Annotated in this window: 19 protein-coding genes and 1 pseudogene; 12 read left to right on the top strand and 8 right to left on the bottom strand. The window is 62.9% G+C overall.

What is annotated here, in order from left to right:
• Positions 1-181, top strand: a pseudogene (locus AC3WL2_RS25225) (transcriptional regulator); the annotation flags it as partial.
• Between the two features lie 136 nt (positions 182-317).
• Positions 318-536, top strand: coding sequence for a PA3496 family putative envelope integrity protein (locus AC3WL2_RS25220; RefSeq protein ID WP_081941302.1), 219 nt, complete (start codon positions 318-320; stop codon positions 534-536).
• Here the strand turns inward: AC3WL2_RS25220 and AC3WL2_RS25215 are convergent.
• Positions 478-1,440, bottom strand: coding sequence for a LysR family transcriptional regulator (locus AC3WL2_RS25215; RefSeq protein ID WP_046857620.1), 963 nt, complete (start codon positions 1,438-1,440; stop codon positions 478-480). The two genes, AC3WL2_RS25220 and AC3WL2_RS25215, sit on opposite strands and share 59 nt — an antisense overlap.
• Positions 1,441-1,629: 189 nt before the next feature.
• On the opposite strand from AC3WL2_RS25215, the gene AC3WL2_RS25210 reads away from it, so the two are divergent.
• From AC3WL2_RS25210 to AC3WL2_RS25195, 4 genes are all read left to right on the top strand, one after another.
• Positions 1,630-3,045: an acetyl-CoA carboxylase biotin carboxylase subunit gene (locus tag AC3WL2_RS25210; protein ID WP_023630199.1), complete on the top strand. Its 1,416-nt coding sequence runs from the start codon at positions 1,630-1,632 to the stop codon at positions 3,043-3,045.
• Positions 3,046-3,056: 11 nt separating this feature from the next.
• On the top strand, positions 3,057-4,865 hold the full coding sequence (gene oadA, locus AC3WL2_RS25205) for a sodium-extruding oxaloacetate decarboxylase subunit alpha (protein WP_102685427.1): 1,809 nt from the start codon (positions 3,057-3,059) through the stop codon (positions 4,863-4,865).
• Positions 4,866-5,081: 216 nt separating this feature from the next.
• A complete protein-coding gene (locus AC3WL2_RS25200; RefSeq protein ID WP_102685426.1) occupies positions 5,082-6,407 on the top strand; it encodes a type II toxin-antitoxin system HipA family toxin in 1,326 nt (441 codons plus the stop codon).
• Positions 6,404-6,682 carry a helix-turn-helix domain-containing protein gene (locus tag AC3WL2_RS25195; RefSeq protein WP_102685425.1) on the top strand — a complete coding sequence of 93 codons (279 nt, stop codon included), beginning with the start codon at positions 6,404-6,406 and terminating at the stop codon, positions 6,680-6,682. The genes AC3WL2_RS25200 and AC3WL2_RS25195 overlap by 4 nt, the downstream gene beginning before the upstream one ends.
• Positions 6,683-6,742: 60 nt before the next feature.
• On the opposite strand, the gene AC3WL2_RS25190 is transcribed toward AC3WL2_RS25195, so the two are convergent.
• From AC3WL2_RS25190 to AC3WL2_RS25180, 3 genes are read right to left on the bottom strand one after another with little or no spacing between them, the layout of a single operon-like run.
• The gene (locus AC3WL2_RS25190) at positions 6,743-7,414 is read right to left on the bottom strand and encodes a GNAT family N-acetyltransferase (protein WP_102685424.1); all 672 of its coding nucleotides are present in this window, start codon (positions 7,412-7,414) and stop codon (positions 6,743-6,745) included.
• Positions 7,415-7,421: 7 nt separating this feature from the next.
• Positions 7,422-7,868 (bottom strand): GNAT family N-acetyltransferase, encoded by a 447-nt coding sequence (locus AC3WL2_RS25185; protein ID WP_102685423.1) that lies wholly within the window; start codon positions 7,866-7,868, stop codon positions 7,422-7,424.
• 12 nt (positions 7,869-7,880) lie between these two features.
• Positions 7,881-8,510 carry an FMN-binding negative transcriptional regulator gene (locus tag AC3WL2_RS25180; protein WP_102685422.1) on the bottom strand — a complete coding sequence of 210 codons (630 nt, stop codon included), beginning with the start codon at positions 8,508-8,510 and terminating at the stop codon, positions 7,881-7,883.
• A 90-nt stretch (positions 8,511-8,600) separates the two neighbouring features.
• On the opposite strand from AC3WL2_RS25180, the gene pdxR reads away from it, so the two are divergent.
• Positions 8,601-10,130 carry a MocR-like pyridoxine biosynthesis transcription factor PdxR gene (gene pdxR / locus AC3WL2_RS25175; RefSeq protein ID WP_102685421.1) on the top strand — a complete coding sequence of 510 codons (1,530 nt, stop codon included), beginning with the start codon at positions 8,601-8,603 and terminating at the stop codon, positions 10,128-10,130.
• A gap of 113 nt (positions 10,131-10,243) precedes the next feature.
• On the opposite strand, the gene AC3WL2_RS25170 is transcribed toward pdxR, so the two are convergent.
• From AC3WL2_RS25170 to aspA, 4 genes are all read right to left on the bottom strand, one after another.
• Positions 10,244-11,347, bottom strand: a complete 1,104-nt coding sequence (locus AC3WL2_RS25170) for an extracellular solute-binding protein (protein WP_102684605.1) — start codon at positions 11,345-11,347, stop codon at positions 10,244-10,246.
• A 2-nt stretch (positions 11,348-11,349) separates the two neighbouring features.
• On the bottom strand, positions 11,350-12,390 hold the full coding sequence (locus AC3WL2_RS25165; protein ID WP_102684608.1) for a histone deacetylase family protein: 1,041 nt from the start codon (positions 12,388-12,390) through the stop codon (positions 11,350-11,352).
• A gap of 113 nt (positions 12,391-12,503) precedes the next feature.
• Positions 12,504-13,496 carry an AraC family transcriptional regulator gene (locus tag AC3WL2_RS25160; RefSeq protein ID WP_102684604.1) on the bottom strand — a complete coding sequence of 331 codons (993 nt, stop codon included), beginning with the start codon at positions 13,494-13,496 and terminating at the stop codon, positions 12,504-12,506.
• Positions 13,497-13,663: 167 nt separating this feature from the next.
• Complete coding sequence (aspA, locus tag AC3WL2_RS25155) at positions 13,664-15,088, bottom strand: aspartate ammonia-lyase (RefSeq protein ID WP_031314847.1); 1,425 nt, start codon at positions 15,086-15,088, stop codon at positions 13,664-13,666.
• A 181-nt stretch (positions 15,089-15,269) separates the two neighbouring features.
• On the opposite strand from aspA, the gene AC3WL2_RS25150 reads away from it, so the two are divergent.
• The 5 genes from AC3WL2_RS25150 (at position 15,270) to AC3WL2_RS25130 (ending at position 18,882) form a co-directional block, all read left to right on the top strand.
• Entirely contained in the window at positions 15,270-16,199 is a 930-nt protein-coding gene (locus AC3WL2_RS25150; RefSeq protein WP_023629864.1) for a LysR substrate-binding domain-containing protein, read from the top strand.
• A 172-nt stretch (positions 16,200-16,371) separates the two neighbouring features.
• Positions 16,372-16,863, top strand: coding sequence for a 5-(carboxyamino)imidazole ribonucleotide mutase (gene purE, locus AC3WL2_RS25145; RefSeq protein WP_031314848.1), 492 nt, complete (start codon positions 16,372-16,374; stop codon positions 16,861-16,863).
• 11 nt (positions 16,864-16,874) lie between these two features.
• On the top strand, positions 16,875-17,957 hold the full coding sequence (locus AC3WL2_RS25140; RefSeq protein WP_046857612.1) for a 5-(carboxyamino)imidazole ribonucleotide synthase: 1,083 nt from the start codon (positions 16,875-16,877) through the stop codon (positions 17,955-17,957).
• 96 nt (positions 17,958-18,053) lie between these two features.
• Positions 18,054-18,299: a GlsB/YeaQ/YmgE family stress response membrane protein gene (locus AC3WL2_RS25135; RefSeq protein ID WP_023629866.1), complete on the top strand. Its 246-nt coding sequence runs from the start codon at positions 18,054-18,056 to the stop codon at positions 18,297-18,299.
• A gap of 49 nt (positions 18,300-18,348) precedes the next feature.
• On the top strand, positions 18,349-18,882 hold the full coding sequence (locus AC3WL2_RS25130) for a DUF3299 domain-containing protein (RefSeq protein WP_173862461.1): 534 nt from the start codon (positions 18,349-18,351) through the stop codon (positions 18,880-18,882).
• Positions 18,883-18,983 lie beyond the last annotated feature (101 nt).

The following is an 18,983-nucleotide window of genomic DNA, read 5'->3' as shown; positions in this document are numbered from 1 at the left end:
GCACACCGACATCTACACGCCGCTGACCTCGCGCATCGCCCACCTGGTGGTGATCGACGTGCTGGCCATGGGCGTGGCCATGGCCCGCGGGCCGAGCCTGGTCAACCACCTGAAGAGCGTGAAACGCAGCTTGCGCAGCCTGCGCCTGTCGCCCAAGTCGATCAAGGCGACCGACGACTGATTCGAGGGAGTGCTCTCATTGGGGCGGGCAGGCCCGCGCCCATGCAGATTTCATCATTTCGTCACCAAACCACCGCCAAACCGTAAACCACCGAAGCCAGTCTGAAACTCCCCGCATCCTTTCTGGGAGACAGGCAATGGCACGTGATCACGACGGTGTGTACCAACCCAACGCCAAGGCTCGCAAGCAGCAGGAAAAGGATCAGCGCCGTATGGAGTACCGCCGCGCGATCGAATGCTATTGCGACCAGCGCCAGTTGCTGCGCGAACTGGCCGACTACCCTGACCTGCAGGACCTCACGGTGTGGCAGGTATCGGCGGCAACTTCCCCGAGAAACGCTCAACAAGCCCGCTGATCATTGCGCGTTCGCTGCGAATGAATGCTTGGAACGCCAGGGCCACCGGCGATTGCCGCTTGCTCCGGGATTGCACCAGGCACCAGCTGCGGTACAACGGCAGCTCTTCCACTGGTAACTCCCTGAGCATGCCGGTGGCCAGTTCCATGTTGACCGCATGGCGGGTCAGCAGGGCAATGCCCAGCCCGGCCACCACACATTCGCGCTGGGCATCGGTGGAGGCCACCTCGAGGGTCTGGGTGAAATGCACGCGCTTGTCCTTGAAAAACTCCTCGCAGGCCTTGCGGGTGCCCGAACCCTGTTCACGGACCAGCAAGGTGTGTGGCTCGAGATCCTGCAGGCGCAGGCTGTCCGGCTTGCACAACGGGTGTTGCGGCGGTGCCACGGCGACGATCGGGTTGTTCAGGAACGGCAGGAACTCGAGGCCCATGTCCTGAGGCACCATGGACATGATGACCAGGTCGTCACGGTTGTCCGACAGGCGCCTGATCGCCTGGGCACGGTTGACCACCGTCAGGGTGAGGTTGACCTCCGGGTGGCGCTGCTTGAAGGCGGCGAACAGGTGTGGCACGAAGTACTTGGCGCTGGACTCGATCGCCAGTTTCAGCTGGCCCTGCAGTGAGCCCTGCATGTCCGACAGCTGCATGTCGAGGTTCTCCAGGCGCCCGAAGATATCCCGGCTGGCGCGTTGCAGCGCTTCGGCGGCCTCGGTCAGGTAGAGCTTCTTGCCGACATACTCGAACAGCGGCTGGCCAACCAGCTCCTCGAGCTGGCGGATCTGTAGACTAACGGCGGGTTGCGTCAGCGCCATCTCCTCGGCCGCCCGGCTGTAGGAGCGCAAATCACACACTTCGTTGAAGATCTGCAACTGACGTAAAGTCATACGCATCAATGACTTGCGCATTTTTTGCGGTGCTCCGGCAAAACCTTGTTACCCAACTATAAGCTTTTGCTTATGCTGCCTCTAACAAATATTGATTTTTGTTTATCGACCGTCAGCGCTAGGGTGAATATGCGACTGGCCAGCGACGTCTGGTCACGCGCCGACCGGTAGAACCGGATCGTCTGTTCCTACGGCTTTGGGAAGACTCCAGTGATAACAAAAATCCTGATCGCCAACCGGGGTGAGATTGCAGTACGGATCGTGCGTGCCTGCGCCGAGATGGGCATTCGCTCCGTGGCGATCTACTCCGACGCCGACCGCCACGCCTTGCACGTCAAGCGCGCCGACGAGGCCTACAGCATCGGTGCCGAGCCCCTGGCCGGCTACCTGAACCCGCGCAAGCTGGTGAACCTTGCTGTCGAGACCGGCTGCGATGCCTTGCATCCCGGCTACGGTTTCCTGTCGGAAAACGCCGAACTGGCGGAGATCTGCGCTGAACGCGGGATCAAGTTCATCGGCCCGGCCGCCGATGTCATTCGCCGCATGGGTGACAAGACCGAAGCGCGCCGCACCATGATCGCGGCCGGCGTGCCGGTCACCCCCGGCACCGAAGGCAACGTCGCCGATATTCATGAAGCCTTGCAGGAAGGCGATCGCATCGGTTACCCGGTGATGCTCAAGGCCACCTCCGGTGGCGGCGGGCGCGGGATTCGCCGCTGCAACAGCCGCGAGGAACTGGAACAGAACTTCCCCCGAGTGATTTCCGAGGCCACCAAGGCCTTCGGCTCGGCGGAAGTGTTCCTGGAAAAGTGCATCGTCAACCCCAAGCACATCGAGGCGCAGATTCTCGGTGACAGCTTCGGCAACGTGGTGCACCTGTTCGAGCGCGACTGCTCAATCCAGCGCCGCAACCAGAAACTCATCGAGATCGCCCCGAGCCCGCAACTGACCCCTGAGCAGCGTGCCTACATCGGCGACCTGGCCGTGCGCGCGGCGAAGGCGGTGGACTACGAGAACGCCGGTACCGTGGAGTTCCTGCTCGCTGATGGCGAGGTGTACTTCATGGAGATGAACACCCGGGTGCAGGTGGAACACACCATCACCGAGGAAATCACCGGCATCGACATCGTTCGCGAGCAGATCCGCATCGCCTCCGGCCTGCCGCTGTCGATCAAGCAGGAAGATATCCAGCACCGCGGCTTTGCCTTGCAGTTTCGCATCAACGCCGAGGACCCCAAGAACAACTTCCTGCCCAGCTTCGGCAAGATCACCCGCTACTACGCCCCGGGCGGCCCGGGTGTGCGTACCGACACGGCGATCTACACCGGCTACACCATTCCCCCGTTCTACGACTCCATGTGCCTGAAACTGGTGGTCTGGGCGTTGACCTGGGAAGAAGCCATGGACCGCGGCCTGCGGGCCCTGGACGACATGCGCCTGCAGGGGGTCAAGACCACTGCCGCGTACTACCAGGAAATCCTGCGCAACCCGGAATTCCGTAGCGGCCAGTTCAACACCAGCTTCGTCGAAAGCCACCCTGAACTGACCAACTACTCGATCAAGCGCAAACCCGAAGAGCTGGCCCTGGCCATCGCCGCCGCCATCGCCGCCCACGCAGGCCTGTGAGGAACCGAATAATGTCCAAGAAAATCTTTGTTACCGACACGATCCTGCGTGACGCCCACCAGTCCCTGCTGGCCACCCGCATGCGCACCGAAGACATGCTGCCGATTTGCGACAAGCTCGACAAGGTCGGCTACTGGTCGCTGGAAGTCTGGGGCGGCGCCACCTTCGACGCCTGCGTGCGCTTCCTCAAGGAAGACCCGTGGGAGCGCCTGCGCAAGCTGCGTGCCGCGCTGCCCAACACCCGTCTGCAGATGCTCCTGCGTGGGCAGAACCTGCTGGGCTACCGCCATTACAGTGACGACGTGGTCAAGGCCTTCGTGGCCAAGGCTGCGGTCAATGGCATCGACGTGTTCCGCATCTTCGACGCCATGAATGACGTGCGTAACTTGCGCGTGGCCATCGAGGCGGTGAAAGCCGCTGGCAAGCACGCCCAGGGCACCATCGCCTACACTACCAGCCCGGTGCATACCGTCGATGCCTTCGTGCAGCAGGCCAAGCAGATGGAAGCCATGGGTTGCGACTCGGTGGCGATCAAGGACATGGCTGGCCTGTTGACCCCGTTCGCCACCGGCGAGTTGGTCAAGGCACTTAAAGCCGAGCAGTCATTGCCGGTGTTCATCCACTCCCACGACACCGCTGGCCTGGCCGCGATGTGCCAGCTCAAGGCCGTCGAGAACGGCGTCGACCATATCGACACCGCGATCTCCAGCTTCGCCTGGGGCACCAGCCACCCAGGTACCGAATCGATGGTCGCCGCGCTCAAGGGCAGCGAGTTCGACACCGGCCTCGACCTCGAGCTGCTGCAGGAGATCGGCCTGTACTTCTACGCCGTGCGCAAGAAGTACCACCAGTTCGAAAGCGAGTTCACCGCCGTGGACACCCGCGTGCAGGTCAACCAGGTACCGGGCGGGATGATTTCCAACCTGGCCAACCAGCTCAAGGAGCAGGGCGCGCTCAACCGCATGAACGAGGTGCTGGCGGAGATCCCGCGGGTGCGCGAAGACCTTGGCTTCCCGCCGCTGGTGACCCCGACCTCGCAGATCGTTGGCACCCAGGCTTTCTTCAACGTGCTGGCCGGCGAGCGCTACAAGACCATCACCAATGAAGTGAAGCTGTACCTGCAAGGCGGCTACGGCAAAGCCCCCGGTGTGGTCAACGAGCAATTGCGACGCCAGGCGATCGGCAGCGAGGACGTGATCGACGTGCGCCCGGCCGACCTGCTCAAGCCGGAGATGGCCAAGCTGCGCGCCGACATCGGCAGCCTCGCTCACTCCGAGGAAGACGTGCTGACCTTCGCCATGTTCCCCGACATCGGCCGCAAGTTCCTCGAGGAGCGTGAAGCCGGAACCCTCAAGCCAGAAGCCTTGCTGCCGATTCCGGAAGCCGGCGCGGTAGGGGCGGTGGGCGGTGAAGGCGTGCCGACCGAGTTCGTCATCGATGTCCACGGTGAAACCTACCGCGTCGACATCACCGGTGTCGGCGTGAAGGCCGAAGGCAAGCGCCACTTCTACCTGTCCATCGACGGCATGCCGGAAGAAGTGGTGTTCGAGCCGCTCAACGAATTCGTCGGCGGTGGCGGCAGCAAGCGCAAGCAGGCCAGCGCGCCGGGCCACGTCAGCACCAGCATGCCGGGCAACATCGTCGATGTGCTGGTCAAGGAAGGCGACGTGGTCAAGGCCGGCCAGGCGGTGCTGATCACCGAGGCGATGAAGATGGAGACCGAAGTGCAGGCGGCGATCGCCGGCAAGGTCGTGGCCATCCACGTGGCCAAGGGCGACCGGGTGACCCCGGGCGAAATCCTGATCGAGATTGAAGGCTGACACAAGCCTTCATCTAAAAGCGGTTAACCTCTGGGGGAGCGGATGCTCCCCTTTTTTTGTCATTCAATCTGCACTATTTTGCAGAATGAGATGTGTGGTTTTATAGTTTATGCATTTTAATGCAGATTATTTATTGAGTTTCTGTAAAAATCTGCACTAAGCTGCATATCGAATGAATGGTTGACCCGTTCACATGCAGTCAATCACAGGCGGCCCATGCACAGACTTACGCTCCAGCTCCATGTCTACGGCAAGTGGCAGGACGCCCTGGCAATGACCTTCGCACAGCCGGAGCACAGCCTCGCCAGCCCTTGCGAGTTTGGCTACCTGTCCGACTACGTCAGGGCGAATCCAGATGGCTATGACAGCCTATTCTGCCAAGCGGCGAGTGCAAGGCTGCCGGTGGATTTTGGCAGCCATCGCCTGCCCCACGCCCCTGCATTCCTTTACGACATCGCCCCTGCCGGTGCCGCCAAACGCTTCCTGCTCAAGCATATTGGCCGCGAGAGGCCGGCTGGCATGGGAGAAGACCTGTTTCTGCTTGCGCGCTCCACCCCTGCGCCGATTGGTAACCTGCGTATCAAGGAGTCCTTCGAGCAACTGGATCTGGCAAACCCCATCGGTTTTACCCGCGAGGATGTCGTTTCCCGGGATCAGCGCTTTCTCGAGTACGCCTATGAGCAGGGAGCGGCCATTGGCGGTGCGACCGGTGCTGGCGGTGAAGCGCCGAAGCTGTTGATGACAGAGGACGAAAGCGGGCAGGTGTACCCGGATGCCGTGCTTGCCGACGAGCACGCCCGCCGTCACTGGTTCATCAAGTTCGCCAGAAACCAGGCACTGGTCGATGACCAGGAGATTCTGCGAGCCGAGCACCTCTACTACAAAGCCTTGCAGCGTTTAGGTATTGATACGGTAGCCAGTGAACACATGGCGTTGGAGGAGGGCCGCAAGCCCAGCCTCTGGATGGAGCGCTTCGATCGTCAGGTGTCCGCAGAGGGAGTGCAGCGCCTTGCTGTGGAGTCGGTCTACTCGCTGTGCGGTATAACCGAGCCCGGCAGCCGCATGGGCCACCTGGAGGTGATCGATACCCTTGTCGCGCTATGGCGTGAGGCCGGGCAGTCGGATCAGGTGCCTGGGCTGATTACGGATTATCTGCGCCGAGACCTGATCAACAAGATCCTGGGCAACGCCGACAACCATGGACGCAATACTGCCATCATCCGCACCCGCGATGCGGTGCGTATGGCGCCAATCTATGACCTTGCGCCGATGGTGATGGATCAGGAGGGGGTAACACGGACAACCAAATGGCCAGCGACGAGCGAGCGGGCTGGTGAAATCGACTGGTTGTCGGTGTGCAACGCCCTGGCTCCGTTCATTGACCCGGAGCAGGCGTACCAGCGTTTGCGCGAGGATGCCCGCCAGTTGCTGGCATTGCCCGATATCCTGAGCGAACTGGGATTGGCAAGCCGGGTCATGAATCACCCGGCTATTGCGCTGGGCAAGCTTGAGCGGCGGATAGCCGAGTGGGGGTTGGCATGACGGTATCCATTGATGCTCGCGGGTTGTTGATCGACGGTGTGCGTGAAGGCATCGCCGACGGCAGCCTGGAGCTTGGCGCAGCGGTCAGGCGGCTGCGTACGGAAGTGGCGAAGATGCAGCAGACCCAGTTTGCGCGGATGTGCAAGATTTCGGTCCGCACATTGATCCAGATCGAGCAGGGGGAGGGCAACCCTACGCTCAAATCGCTGAATGCGGTATTCAAGCCGTTCGGTCTGCAGATGGGCGTGGTCACGCGTCGACGTCAGATCAGATGATGGCCTTGTGGGACAAGTCTGCTCCCACGCATTACCGTGGGAGCCTGCCCCGCGATGAGATCAGCCCAGGCGACAGGCCTCCAGCGTCCTCATCTGACCTTCAGGTTGTTGGTTATCCACGCTCAACCAGCGCTCGAACCCCACCGCCACCGCCGGCCATTCGGCGTCGGTAATCGAATACCAGGTCGTATCCCGGTTGCGGTCCTTGACCACCATGTGGTTGCGGAACACGCCCTCGAACACAAAACCGAAGCGCTCGGCCGCGCGCTTGGAGCGGGCATTGGCGTCGTTGCACTTCCATTCCAGCCGGCGATTGCCCAGCTCGAAGCCCAGCTTGCTCAAAAGGTAAACCGCCTCGGTGCCCTTGGGTGTGCGTTGCATGGCGGCGCCGAAGGCGATGTGGCCAATCTCGAAGCGGCCCTGTTCGGGGACGATCGACATGTAGCTGAGGATGCCCTGAACCTGGCCGTTGGCGCGGTCGATCACACTGTAGAACAGCGGGTCGCGGCTGGCGGCGTTGCCTTCCAGCCAGCGGTCGAAGCTGGCGCGCTCAGCAAACGGGCCGTAGGGCAGGTAGTCCCATAGCGCTGGGTCCGAGCCTGGACCTTGCAGTACTTCCCAAAGGTCGTTGCCATGGCGCGCTGGGTCAAGCTTCTCCAAACGGATGAAACGGCCTTCGATGGGCTCGGCCTTGGGCGTACCGGCGGGTTTCCAGTTCAATGCGTCGTTCATGTGCGGCCTACAGTGCTTTGCGGAATTGGATGAAGCCCGGGCGCTCGGCGACCTGCTCGTACAAGCTGATGGCGGTGGCGTTGGTCTCGTGGGTCAGCCAGTGCACCTTGATGCAGCCGGCGGCCTTGGCCGTGGCGTAGACATGCTCGATGAGCTGCCGACCGATGCCTAGGCCACGTATTTCACTGTCCACGTAGAGGTCCTGCAAGTAGCAGGAGTTCTCGATGCTCCAGTTGGAACGATGGTAGATGAAGTTGACCATCCCCACTGCCTTGCCGTCGACCCAGGCCAACGTCGAGTGGGTCGGCTCGTCTGCATCGAGCAGGCGTTGCCAGGTGCTGGAGTTGACGGCGCCGGGCAGTTCGGTCTGGTAGAAGCGCAGATAGGCCTGCCACAAGGGCAGCCAGGCGGCATGGTCTTCGGCGCGAACCGGGCGCAGAGTGATGGCTGTCATGGGGTTTTTCCTTCAGAGGTCGCGCATGTGCGCGGCGAGTTGGTTATCCACAGGGTCGGCGCTGGCGGCCAGGCCTTCGCGGACCCCGGCGATATCTTGCGCCGAACGGTTCTGACTGAGCTTGCGTGCGCCCTGCAGGCGGGTGATCGGCAGGCGGATACCGACGATGGCGCGGAGCATGCCGTCAAGGTAGTCAGCCGGAGCATCGGCGACGTTCCACGGTGCTGCGCGGCCTTGCTCATGGCGGTCGGTCAGGCGGCTGACGATGTCCAGCAATTGTGTCGGCTCGTGGATCACCTCCACCGGGCCCCAGGCATGCACCGCCATATAGTTCCAGGTGGGCACCACCTTGGGGTTGTCGGCCTTGCTCGGGTAGTAGCCGGGGCTGACATAGGCGTCGGCGCCGGGGAATACCAGCAAGGCTTCAGCGCCTTGTGCCAGATCCTGGCATTGCTGGTTGGCCCGGGCGAGGTGGCCGTAGACCGTGCCGAATTCGCCCTCGCCGGTGGCGACCAGCACGGGCAGATGGGTGGCCAGCAGCCCGTGCTCACCGTGGCTGATCAGCGTTGCCAGGCGGGTGTGCTGCATGTGCTGGTGCAGGCGGGCAAGGTCATGTTCCTGATGCGGTTTGCTGTTGTACATGCCGGTGTTCCTTGTGCTGTGGCTTCATCCTAGGCAGGCTAATGGTTCGGTGTAAGAGCCATTCATGACTGTTTTCATAGGTCCAATGCCATGAGCGAACGTACCTACGCGTTGCCTTTCGATCCGGCCGGGATTGTCCTGGATCGCCGTCGCGGGCTCAGCCAGCAGCTCTACCAGGCCTTGCGCGCGCGCGTGCTGGATGGGCGCCTGGAAGGCGGAGCACGGCTGCCTGCCACCCGTGACCTCGCGGCGGTGCTGGCGTTGTCGCGCAACAGCGTGGTGCGTGCCTATGACCAGTTGTATGCCGAGGGCTTCATCGAAAGCCGGGTAGGCGATGGCACCTATGTAAGCCGCCTGGGAAAACTATCCACACAACTGTCCACAGGGTTATCCCGGGGGTTATCAACAGATTTATCCACATTTGAAGCGCCTGATACTGAGGATTTATCCAGTTTCGCAGGGCGTAGTGAGCTATTGCTGCGTCTGGAAAAGCACCATTTGCCGCCGCCCAAAGGCGACGCGCCGAGGGCTTTCAGGGTTGGTCTGCCAGCGTTCGACCTGTTTCCTTTCGAGGTCTGGGCCAAGCTGCAAGCGGGTTTCTGGCGAAATCCCGATCCGGCGCAGCTCGGTTATGGCGACCCGGCAGGGGAGCTGCCGTTGCGTGAATTGATCGCCACCTATCTGCGTCGGTCGCGAGGGCTTTCCTGCAGTGCTGAACAAATTGTGATCACCAGTGGTGCGCAGCAGGCGATCAGCCTTTGTGCACAGTTGCTGTTGCAGCCTGGTGACGGGGTGGCTGTGGAAAACCCGGGCTACCGCGCTGCCGGGCACGCCTTCGCCCTGGCGGGGGCAAGGGTCAGGGGCGTGCCGGTAGATGAAGAGGGCATGGACTGTGCGCGCCTGGCCGAGCTGCCGGATTGCAGGCTGGCTTACGTGACCCCGGCTCACCAGTACCCTACCGGTGTGACCATGAGCCTGGCCCGGCGCCTGGCGTTGCTGGCCTGGGCCGAGCGCCAGGACGGCTGGGTCGTCGAGGACGATTACGATGGCGAGTACCGCTACAGCGGTGCGCCTTTGGCGCCGCTGGCGGCACTGGATCGGCAGGGCCGGGTGCTGTACGTGGGAACGTTCGGCAAGATCGCCTTTCCGGCTTTGCGGCTGGGTTACCTGGTGCTGCCCAGGCGCCTGGTGCGGGCATTCAGCCAGGCCAAGGCGCTGGCGGTGCGTCACTCGGAAGTCGGCACGCAATGTGTCATGGCGCAGTTCATGGCCCAAGGGCATTTCCAGCGACATATCCGCCGTATGCGCCGGGCGGCGTTGGCCCGCAGGAATGTGCTGAAGGCCGGTTGGCCGGTGGAGGTACCGGGGCTGGGGGCAATGCCGGACGTCGCAGCAGGGCTGCATGTGAAGGTAGCTGTGGATAACTTGGCGCGGGAGCAGGAGCTGGTTGCGCGGGCGGAGGCGGTGGGGGTGGAGGTCACTCCGCTGAGCAGCTACTGGCTGGAGGACAGCGCGGAGCCTGCGGATACGAGGGCAGGGCTGGTACTGGGATTCGCGGCAGTGCCAGAAGGGGAGATTGCGCAGGTTTTGATGCGCCTGCGCAAGACCTGGCGAGATTGAATGGGGCCGCTCTGCGACCCATCGCCGGCAAGCCGGCTCCCACAGGAATTGCACCTGTCTCTGTGGTAGTAGCCGGCTTGCCGGCGATGGGCTGCAGAGCAGCCCCAAAAACATCAGGTGCCGGACTTGATCTTGGTCCAGGCACGCGTCCGTGCCCGCTCGGCATCCCGTGGCAACGGCTTGAGCGTGTACAACTTGGCCATTGCCTCCGCCGTCGGGTACAGGTTTGGATTGTTGCGGATCGCCGGGCTGACCTTGTCGGTCGCATCCTTGTTCGGGTTCGGGTAGCCGACGAAGTCGCTGATCGGCGCGATCACTTCTGGTCGCAACAGGTAGTTGATGAATGTGTGGGCATCTTCAGGGTTGGCCGCGTTCTTGGGGATCGCCAGCATGTCGAACCAGATCGGTGCGCCTTCCTTGGGCAGGCGCATGTCCACCACCACGCCGTTCTTCGCTTCGCGAGCCCGATTCGCGGCCTGGGAGAAGCTGCCCGAGTAGCCCACCGCCACACAGATATCACCATTGGCGATGTCGGCCATGTACTTGGACGAGTGGAAGTAGGTTACATGCGGGCGGATCTTCAGCAGCAGATCCTGGGCTTTTTGATAGTCGGCCGGCTTGCCGCTGTTAGGGTCCAGCCCCAGGTACGACAGCGCCAGCGGCAGGATCTCCGACGGCGAATCAAGTAGTGCCACGCCGCACTGCTTGAGCTTGGCGATGTTCTCTTCCTTGAAGATCAGGTCCCAGCTGTCCACCGGTGCGTCGTCGCCGAGCACGGCCTTGACTTTGTCTGGGTTGAAGCCGATCAGCACCGTGCCGTACATGTAAGGCACGGCAAACTTGTTGCCGGGGTCGTTGGCTTCGATCAGTTTCATCAGTGCCGGGTCCAGATGCTGCCAGTTGGGCAGCTTGCCGCGGTCAAGGGGCTGGAAAACCCCAGCCTCGATCTGCTTGGCGAGGAACACGTTGGACGGCACCACCACATCATAGCCGGAGTTGCCGGTAAGCAGCTTGGCTTCCAGTGCTTCGTTGGTGTCGAAGATGTCGTAGATCAGCTTGACCCCGCTGTCCTTCTGGAAGTCGACCAGGGTTTGCGGGGTGATGTAGTCGAACCAGTTGTACACCCGCAGGGTGCTCTGTTCGGCGTGTGCCTGGAGTGCGCCGGCGAACAGGCCGGTGGCGATGAGCGGGGCGAGCAGACATTTGAGTCGGGTCATGTTCACGCTCCTGGCTGGGCCTGCTGGAAGCCTTCCAGCACATTGACCGCGTTGATGCCGATTTCCTCCACAGCGTAGCCGCCCTCCATCACGAACAAGGTCGGCCTGCCCAGCTGGGCGATGCGCTTGCCCATCGCCAGGTAGTCGGGACTGTCGAGCTTGAACTGGGAGATGGGGTCGTCCTTGAAGGTATCCACGCCAAGGGAGATCACCAGCACATCGGCATTGAAGGCAGCGATGCGCTGGCAGGCGTCCTCCAAGGCCGCGCTCCAGGCCGCCCAGTCGCTGCCGGCAGGCAGCGGATAATTGATGTTGCAGCCCTCGCCGGCACCTTCGCCGGTCTCGTCGGCGTAGCCGAGGAAGAACGGGAACTCGTCCTGTGGGTCGCCGTGGATCGAGGCGAAGAACACGTCGTTGCGGGTATAGAAAATATCCTGGGTGCCGTTGCCGTGGTGGTAGTCGACGTCGAGGATCGCCACCTTGCGCCGGCCTTGGTCGATGAAGGCCTGGGCGGCAATGGCTGCGTTGTTGAGGTAGCAGTAACCCCCCATCACTTCGCCTGCGGCGTGGTGCCCTGGCGGCCGGCACAGGGCGAAGGCGGCATGGGCGCCTTGCTGGATCGCGGCCTGGGCGGTCAGGGCGACCTGGGCGGCGCTGTAGGCGGCCTGCCAGGTGCCGGCGGTGATCGGTGCGCCGGCGTCGAAGCTGTAGTAACCGAGCTCGCCGTGCAGGCCGCTGGGTTTGACCTGGCGCAGGGTGCGCGCCGGCCAAGTGAACGGCAGCAGGTCACCTTCCTGGCCAAGCGCGGCCCAACGGGCCCAGGCGCCTTCGAAGAAATCCAGGTAGTCGGCGCTGTGGATGCGTTGCAGCGGCGCGCGCCCGAAGTCGACGGGGCCCTGCACGGGCCCGAGGTTGCGCTGCTTGACGCGCTCCAGGACGTGGTCGGCACGCGACGGCATTTCGAAACAGGGCATCAGCTTGCCGTCGATGAGCTCGCAGCGGCCATGGTGCAGGCGGTGGTCATCGGAATAGATCGTCAGCACGTTGTTGTTCTCCGTATTCACTGGCGTGGAGCCATTTTTACGGACTGCCCGGTACTGGAGAACGTCGCAAACGGCCAAAAGGGGATCGATGTGGCCAAGCCGTCCGCAACCGGTCAACCGCGAAAATGGCTCGGCGCCACGCCGCTCCAGCGCTGGAAGGCATGCCGGAAGCTCGCGGTCTCGCTGAACCCCAATGTTTCGGCAATGCGGTAGATCGGCATCTGGTCCTCGGCCAGCAACTGCTTGGCCCGCTCGAAGCGCAGCTCGTCGAGGAGCTGTTGATAACTGCTACCCAGCGCCTGCAAATGCCGGCGCAGTGTGCGCGACGAGCAGTTCATCTGCCGTGCCAAACCTTCCAGCCCAGGCGCGGCATCCAGTTGCCGCAGCAGCAGCTGGCGGATCCGCCCCAGCCACGCTTGGCGGCCGGTGAACTCCAGGTTGAGGCGTCGGCAGCGTTCGCCCATGGCCTTGTGGGTGATCGGGTCGGCCAGGGGCAGGGGCATGTCCAGCCAGCGTCGTTCGAAGGCGAAGGCATTGTCGCTGGCGTCGAAGCCGAGCGGGCACTGGAATGCAGGTTCATAGAGCGCGTGATAGCTCGGGCGCGGGTGTTCGAAGCGGGCCGCCAGCAACGGTAGCTGGCGGCCGAGCAGGTCGTCGCAGATCACTTTCAGCGACAGCAGGCAGAATTCGGCATTGAAGGCGGCCAGCCCAGGCGCGTCGTAATGGTCGCTGGCGCTGAGCCACACGCGCTGGCCATCGTCCACCAGGCGTAGCTGGAAAACTGTTCCCAGCAGTGCCGGAAAGGTTAGCGCCAGGCGCAGGGCGTCACCCAAAGTGGCACTGGAGAGCAGGGCGTAACCGAGCATGCCGTAGCACGACACGTGCATGCGCCGGCCTAGTTCCAGGCCGATGTCCTGGCGCCTGGACACGGCGTTGGCGCAGACCTGCAGTTCCTGCTGGGTGGTGATGCGCGCATCGGCGTGGCCCAGGTCTGCGGGGCCTATGCCGCTGCCGGCGAGCATGTGCTGCGCGTCCACGCCCTCTTCCTGGAACACCTGGAGGATCAGCGAAACGGCGTTGAGGGTGGTGAGGTGGCTGTGCAGCATGCTCGGCATCCCGTTGAGCTGGGGAGCATTACCGAGCAAGTTGTGTGCCGTTCAGCCGGCGCCTGTTCCGTGCATAAAAAAAGGGCCCGTAGCATGCGCTCGGGCCCTTGAAAGGTTGAGAGGTGTCTAGTCCCTCGACCTGGTGAGACTGTTTGCAGCGGTCTGGGTTACGCCTTCAGCGGAACCAGACGGGGAGCGATCATGTTTTCCGGACGCAGGATGTCGTTGAGCATCTCTTCGTCCAGCAGCTTCTCTTCGCGCACCAGTTCCAGCACGCCGCGGCCGGTTTCCAAGGCAACGCGGGCGATACGGGTGGCGTTTTCGTAGCCGATGTACGGGTTCAGGGCGGTGACCAGGCCGATCGAGTGCTCGACCAGTTCACGGCAGCGCTGTTCGTTGGCGGTGATGCCGACGATGCAGTGCTCGCGCAGCATGTCCATGGCGCGTTGCAGCAGGCGGATCGAGTCGAAGATCTTGTAGGCGATCAGCGGCTCCATCACGTTCAGCTGCAGTTGGCCACCTTCGGCGGCGACGGTCAGGGCCAGGTCGTTGCCCATGATGGCGAAGGCGACTTGGTTGACGGCCTCAGGGATAACCGGGTTGACCTTGCCTGGCATGATCGAGCTGCCTGGCTGGCGCGCCGGCAGGTTGATCTCGTTGATGCCGGTGCGTGGGCCGCTGGACAGCAGGCGCAGGTCGTTGCAGATCTTCGACAGCTTGACCGCGGTGCGCTTGAGCATGCCGGAGAACAGCACGAAGGCGCCCATGTCGGAGGTGGCTTCGATCAAGTCGGCAGCCGGCACCAGCGGCTGGCCGCTGATGATAGCCAGGCGCTGTACGGCCAGCATCTGGTAGCCCGGGTCGGCGTTGATGCCGGTACCGATGGCGGTGCCGCCCAGGTTGATTTCGGTCAGCAGTTCCGGAGCCAGCGAGCGCAGGCGCTGCAGGTCTTCGGTCATGGTAGTGGCGAAGGCGCGGAATTCCTGGCCCAGGGTCATCGGCACGGCGTCCTGCAGCTGGGTACGGCCCATCTTCAGTACGTGGTCGAACTCTTTACCTTTGGCAGCGAAGGCCTGGATCAGGCTGTCGAGGCTGGCCAGCAGGGCGTCGTGGCCCAGCAGCAGACCCAGACGGATCGCGGTCGGGTAGGCGTCGTTGGTCGACTGCGCCATGTTCACATCGTTGTTCGGGTGCAGGTACTGGTACTCACCCTTCTGGTGGCCCATGGCCTCCAGCGCGATGTTGGCGATGACTTCGTTGGCGTTCATGTTGGTGGAAGTACCAGCACCGCCTTGAATCATGTCCACCACGAACTGCTCGTGGTAGTCGCCTTTGATCAGTCGTGCGCAGGCTGCGCTGATCGCGGCGTGCTTGGCATCGCTCAGGTGCCCCAGCTCACGGTTGGCGTCAGCAGCTGCCTGCTTGACCATCGCCAGGCCGACTACCAGTTTCGGGTAGTGCGACAGCGGAACACCGGAGAGGTGGAAGTTGTTGGCAGCGCGCAGAGTCTGGATGCCGTAGTAGGCATCGGCAGGGACTTCAAGGGTACCAAGCAGATCTTTTTCGACGCGGAACGATGCAGCGGAGGACATGATGGATATCATCTCGATTTTGACCCGGCACCTGCCGGAATGGCGCCAATGCTAGGGCTGCCCAGATTTTGCGGCCAATGCTGTTGCACGCTAACCTATGCGCAAACGGCATACGGTTTGATGTGACGCCGATTGACAATCGAGCGTGTTCCATTTTGGTGCACGCAGTGCGGAGTAGTCGATGAACCTCGAAAGCAAATGGCTGGAGGACTTCAGTGCCCTGGCCTCGACCCGCAGTTTCTCGCAAGCGGCCGAGCGCCGGTTCGTTACCCAGCCGGCGTTCAGCCGACGCATACGCAGCCTGGAAGCGGCGCTTGGGTTGACCTTGGTGAATCGTTCCCGCACGCCCATCGAGCTGACCGAGGCCGGGCAGCTGTTTCTCGTCACTGCGCGCACTGTTGTCGACCAGTTGAGCGAAGTTCTTCGCCATTTACATCACCTGGAAGGCGGCCAGGGCGAGGTGATCCAGGTCTCGGCCGCGCACTCCTTGGCCTCGGGCTTTTTCCCGCGCTGGGTGGCGCAATTGCGCAACGATGGCCTGAACATCGCCACGCGCCTGGTCGCCACCAACGTCGGTGATGCGGTGCATGCATTACGCGAAGGCGGCTGCGACCTGATGCTGGCCTTCTATGATCCGGACGCGGCACTGCAGATGGACGCCGAGATCTTCCCGTCGCTGCACATGGGCAATACCGAAATGCTTCCGGTGTGTGCCGTGGGCCCTGACGGCAAGCCGCTGTTCGACCTGGAGGGGGAGGCCAGCGTGCCGTTGCTGGCCTACAGCGCCGGCGCCTTCCTCGGCCGGTCGGTCAACCTGCTGCTGCGCCAGCGCAACCTGCGCTATACCACTGTCTATGAAACGGCCATGGCCGACAGTCTGAAGAGCATGGCGCTCGAAGGCATGGGCATCGCCTGGGTCCCGAAACTGTCGATGCGCGGCGAACTGGAGCGTGGCGAGCTGGCGATCTGCGGTGGCAGCCAGTGGCATGTGCCACTGGAAATCCGCCTGTATCGCTGTGCCTTGGTGCGAAAGGCCAACGTGCGCTTGCTGTGGCGCAAGCTGGAGGGCGGTTCAGTTGACCCGAAAGTCAGCCAAACCCCCGAAAAATAAGGCCGACAGTTGGTCGCCGGGGGTGCCGTGATTGCCTCGCGTTACGCTATACTGCGCGGCCCCTCGACCGGATAGATTCCGGTCATGATCAGCAAACAAGCCACGCCGGTCGTCCCGCGTGGCTTGTTGTTTTTTGACGCGCCTGCGGGCGCACAAGCGAAGAGGCTCGACGATGAGTGCACTGGTTGGCGTGATCATGGGCTCCAAGTCCGATTGGTCCACCCTTAGCCACACCGCCGATATGCTGGAAAAACTCGGCATTCCCTACGAAGTGAAGGTGGTTTCCGCCCACCGCACCCCGGACCTGCTGTTCCAGTACGCCGATGAGGCCGAAGGCCGCGGCATCGAAGTGATCATCGCCGGTGCCGGTGGCGCCGCCCACCTGCCGGGCATGTGCGCCGCCAAGACCCACCTGCCGGTGCTCGGTGTGCCGGTGCAGTCGTCGATGCTCTCGGGTGTCGATTCGCTGCTGTCGATCGTGCAGATGCCTGCTGGTGTCCCGGTCGCCACCCTGGCCATCGGCAAGGCCGGCGCGATCAATGCAGCCTTGCTGTCGGCGAGCATCCTCGGGGCCAAGCACCCGCAGTTCCACGCGGCGCTCAAGCAGTTCCGCACCGAGCAGACCGACACCGTGCTGGACAATCCAGATCCGCGTCAGGCTTGAGGCTGAAACCCATGAAGATCGGTGTAATCGGTGGTGGCCAGCTGGGCCGCATGTTGGCCCTGGCGGGGACTCCGCTGGGCATGAACTTCGCTTTCCTCGACCCGGCACCGGACGCCTGCGCCGCGCCGCTGGGCGAGCACCTGCGTGCCGACTACGGTGACCAGGACCATCTGCGCCAGCTGGCCGACGAAGTCGACCTGGTGACCTTTGAGTTCGAAAGCGTGCCGGCCGAGACCGTCGCCTTCCTCTCGCAGTTCGTCCCGGTCTATCCGAGCGCCGAGGCCCTGCGCATCGCTCGTGATCGCCTGTTCGAGAAGAGCATGTTCCGCGACCTGGGGATTCCCACCCCGGCCTTCGCCGACATCCTCTCGCAAGCGGACCTCGATGCCGCCGTGGCCAGCATCGGCCTGCCGGCCGTGCTCAAGACCCGCACCCTGGGTTACGACGGCAAGGGCCAGAAGGTCCTGCGCAAGCCCGAAGACGTGGTCGACACTTTTGCCGAACTGGGCAGCGTGCCGTGCCTGCTGGAAGGCTTCGTGCCGTTTACCGGCGAAGTGTCGCTGGTGGCCGTGCGCGCCCGCGACGGCGAAACCCGCTTCTACCCGCTGGTGCACAACACCCATGACAGCGGCATCCTGCGCCTGTCAGTGGCCAGCGAGGCGCACCCGTTGCAGGCCTTGGCCGAAGACTACGTTGGCCGCGTGCTGCAGAAGCTCGACTACGTCGGTGTAATGGCCTTCGAGTTCTTCGAAGTCGACGGTGGCCTGAAGGCCAACGAAATCGCCCCGCGTGTGCACAACTCCGGGCACTGGACCATCGAAGGCAGCGAGTGCAGCCAGTTCGAGAACCACCTGCGCGCCGTGGCCGGCCTGCCGCTGGGCTCGACCGCGAAGGTCGGCGAAAGCGCCATGCTCAACTTCATCGGCGAAGTGCCGGCGGTGGACAAGGTGGTCGCTATCGATGACTGCCACCTGCACCACTACGGCAAGGCATTCAAGGTCGGGCGCAAGGTCGGCCACGCCACCCTGCGCTGCCAGGACATGGCCACCCTCAAGGCCAAGATTGCCGAAGTAGAGGCGTTGATCGCCGGCTGATCGAACTTCTGCCGGGCAATGCCGCTCTGAGATGGCAACATGCCAAAGCGCTGACTAGGCTTTGGCATGTCTCATGTTCATCACAGAGGGATTGCCATGGGCATCATTGGAACCATCTTCATCGGCCTGATCGTCGGCCTGCTGGCGCGTTTCCTGAAACCGGGTGACGACAGCATGGGCTGGATCATGACCATTCTCCTCGGCATCGCCGGTTCCCTGGCCGCCACCTACGGCGGACAAGCCCTGGGCATCTACCAGGCCGGGCAGGCCGCGGGCTTCTTCGGGGCCCTGGTCGGCGCGATCATCCTGCTGGTGATCTACGGCTTCATCAAGAAACGCTGAATTCCCGCTAGAATGCCCGGCAATTCATCCTGAGTTGCCGAGCATTTTCATGCGTGCGTTATTCCTCATCCCCCTGTTGCTGGCCAGCGCCCTGGCCCATGCCGAACTGCCCGAGACCGACTGGCTGGAGCTGATGCCCAAGTCGGACCAGAAGGCGCTCGAGCAGATGCCCGAGATCGACCACAACTCCCCGGAAGCCCTGGGCACCTTCACCGCCAAAGGTGGGCTGAAGCAGAGCAAGGGCCTGCCGGCAGTGATGTACTCGACCAAGACCGTGGCCGCCATGAACGGCAGGCAGATCCGCCTGGGTGGTTATCCGGTGCCGCTGGAGAGCGATGCCAAAGGCAACAGCACGCTGTTTTTCCTGGTGCCGTACCCAGGGGCGTGCATCCATGTACCGCCGCCGCCACCGAACCAGCTGGTGCTGGTGCGGTATCCGAAAGGGTTGAAGATCGACGACATTTACACGCCGCTGTGGGTGACCGGCACCTTGAAGGTGGAGAAAGTCAGCAATGACCTGGCGGATGCGGCGTACGCGTTGGAGGCGGGGAAGGTGAGGGTGGTGGAAGACGCGGATCTGTAAGGTACTTTTCCTGTCGAGGCCCTATCGCCGGCGAAACCCAGGTTGCCCTGTTGTTTGCGCTGTTCCCAGTTGGCCAGTGTTTCGATGTAGGCCAACCCGTC

This window comes from Pseudomonas sp. FW305-96 (assembly GCF_058783825.1).
This window is presented reverse-complemented; position numbering and strand designations above follow the sequence as displayed.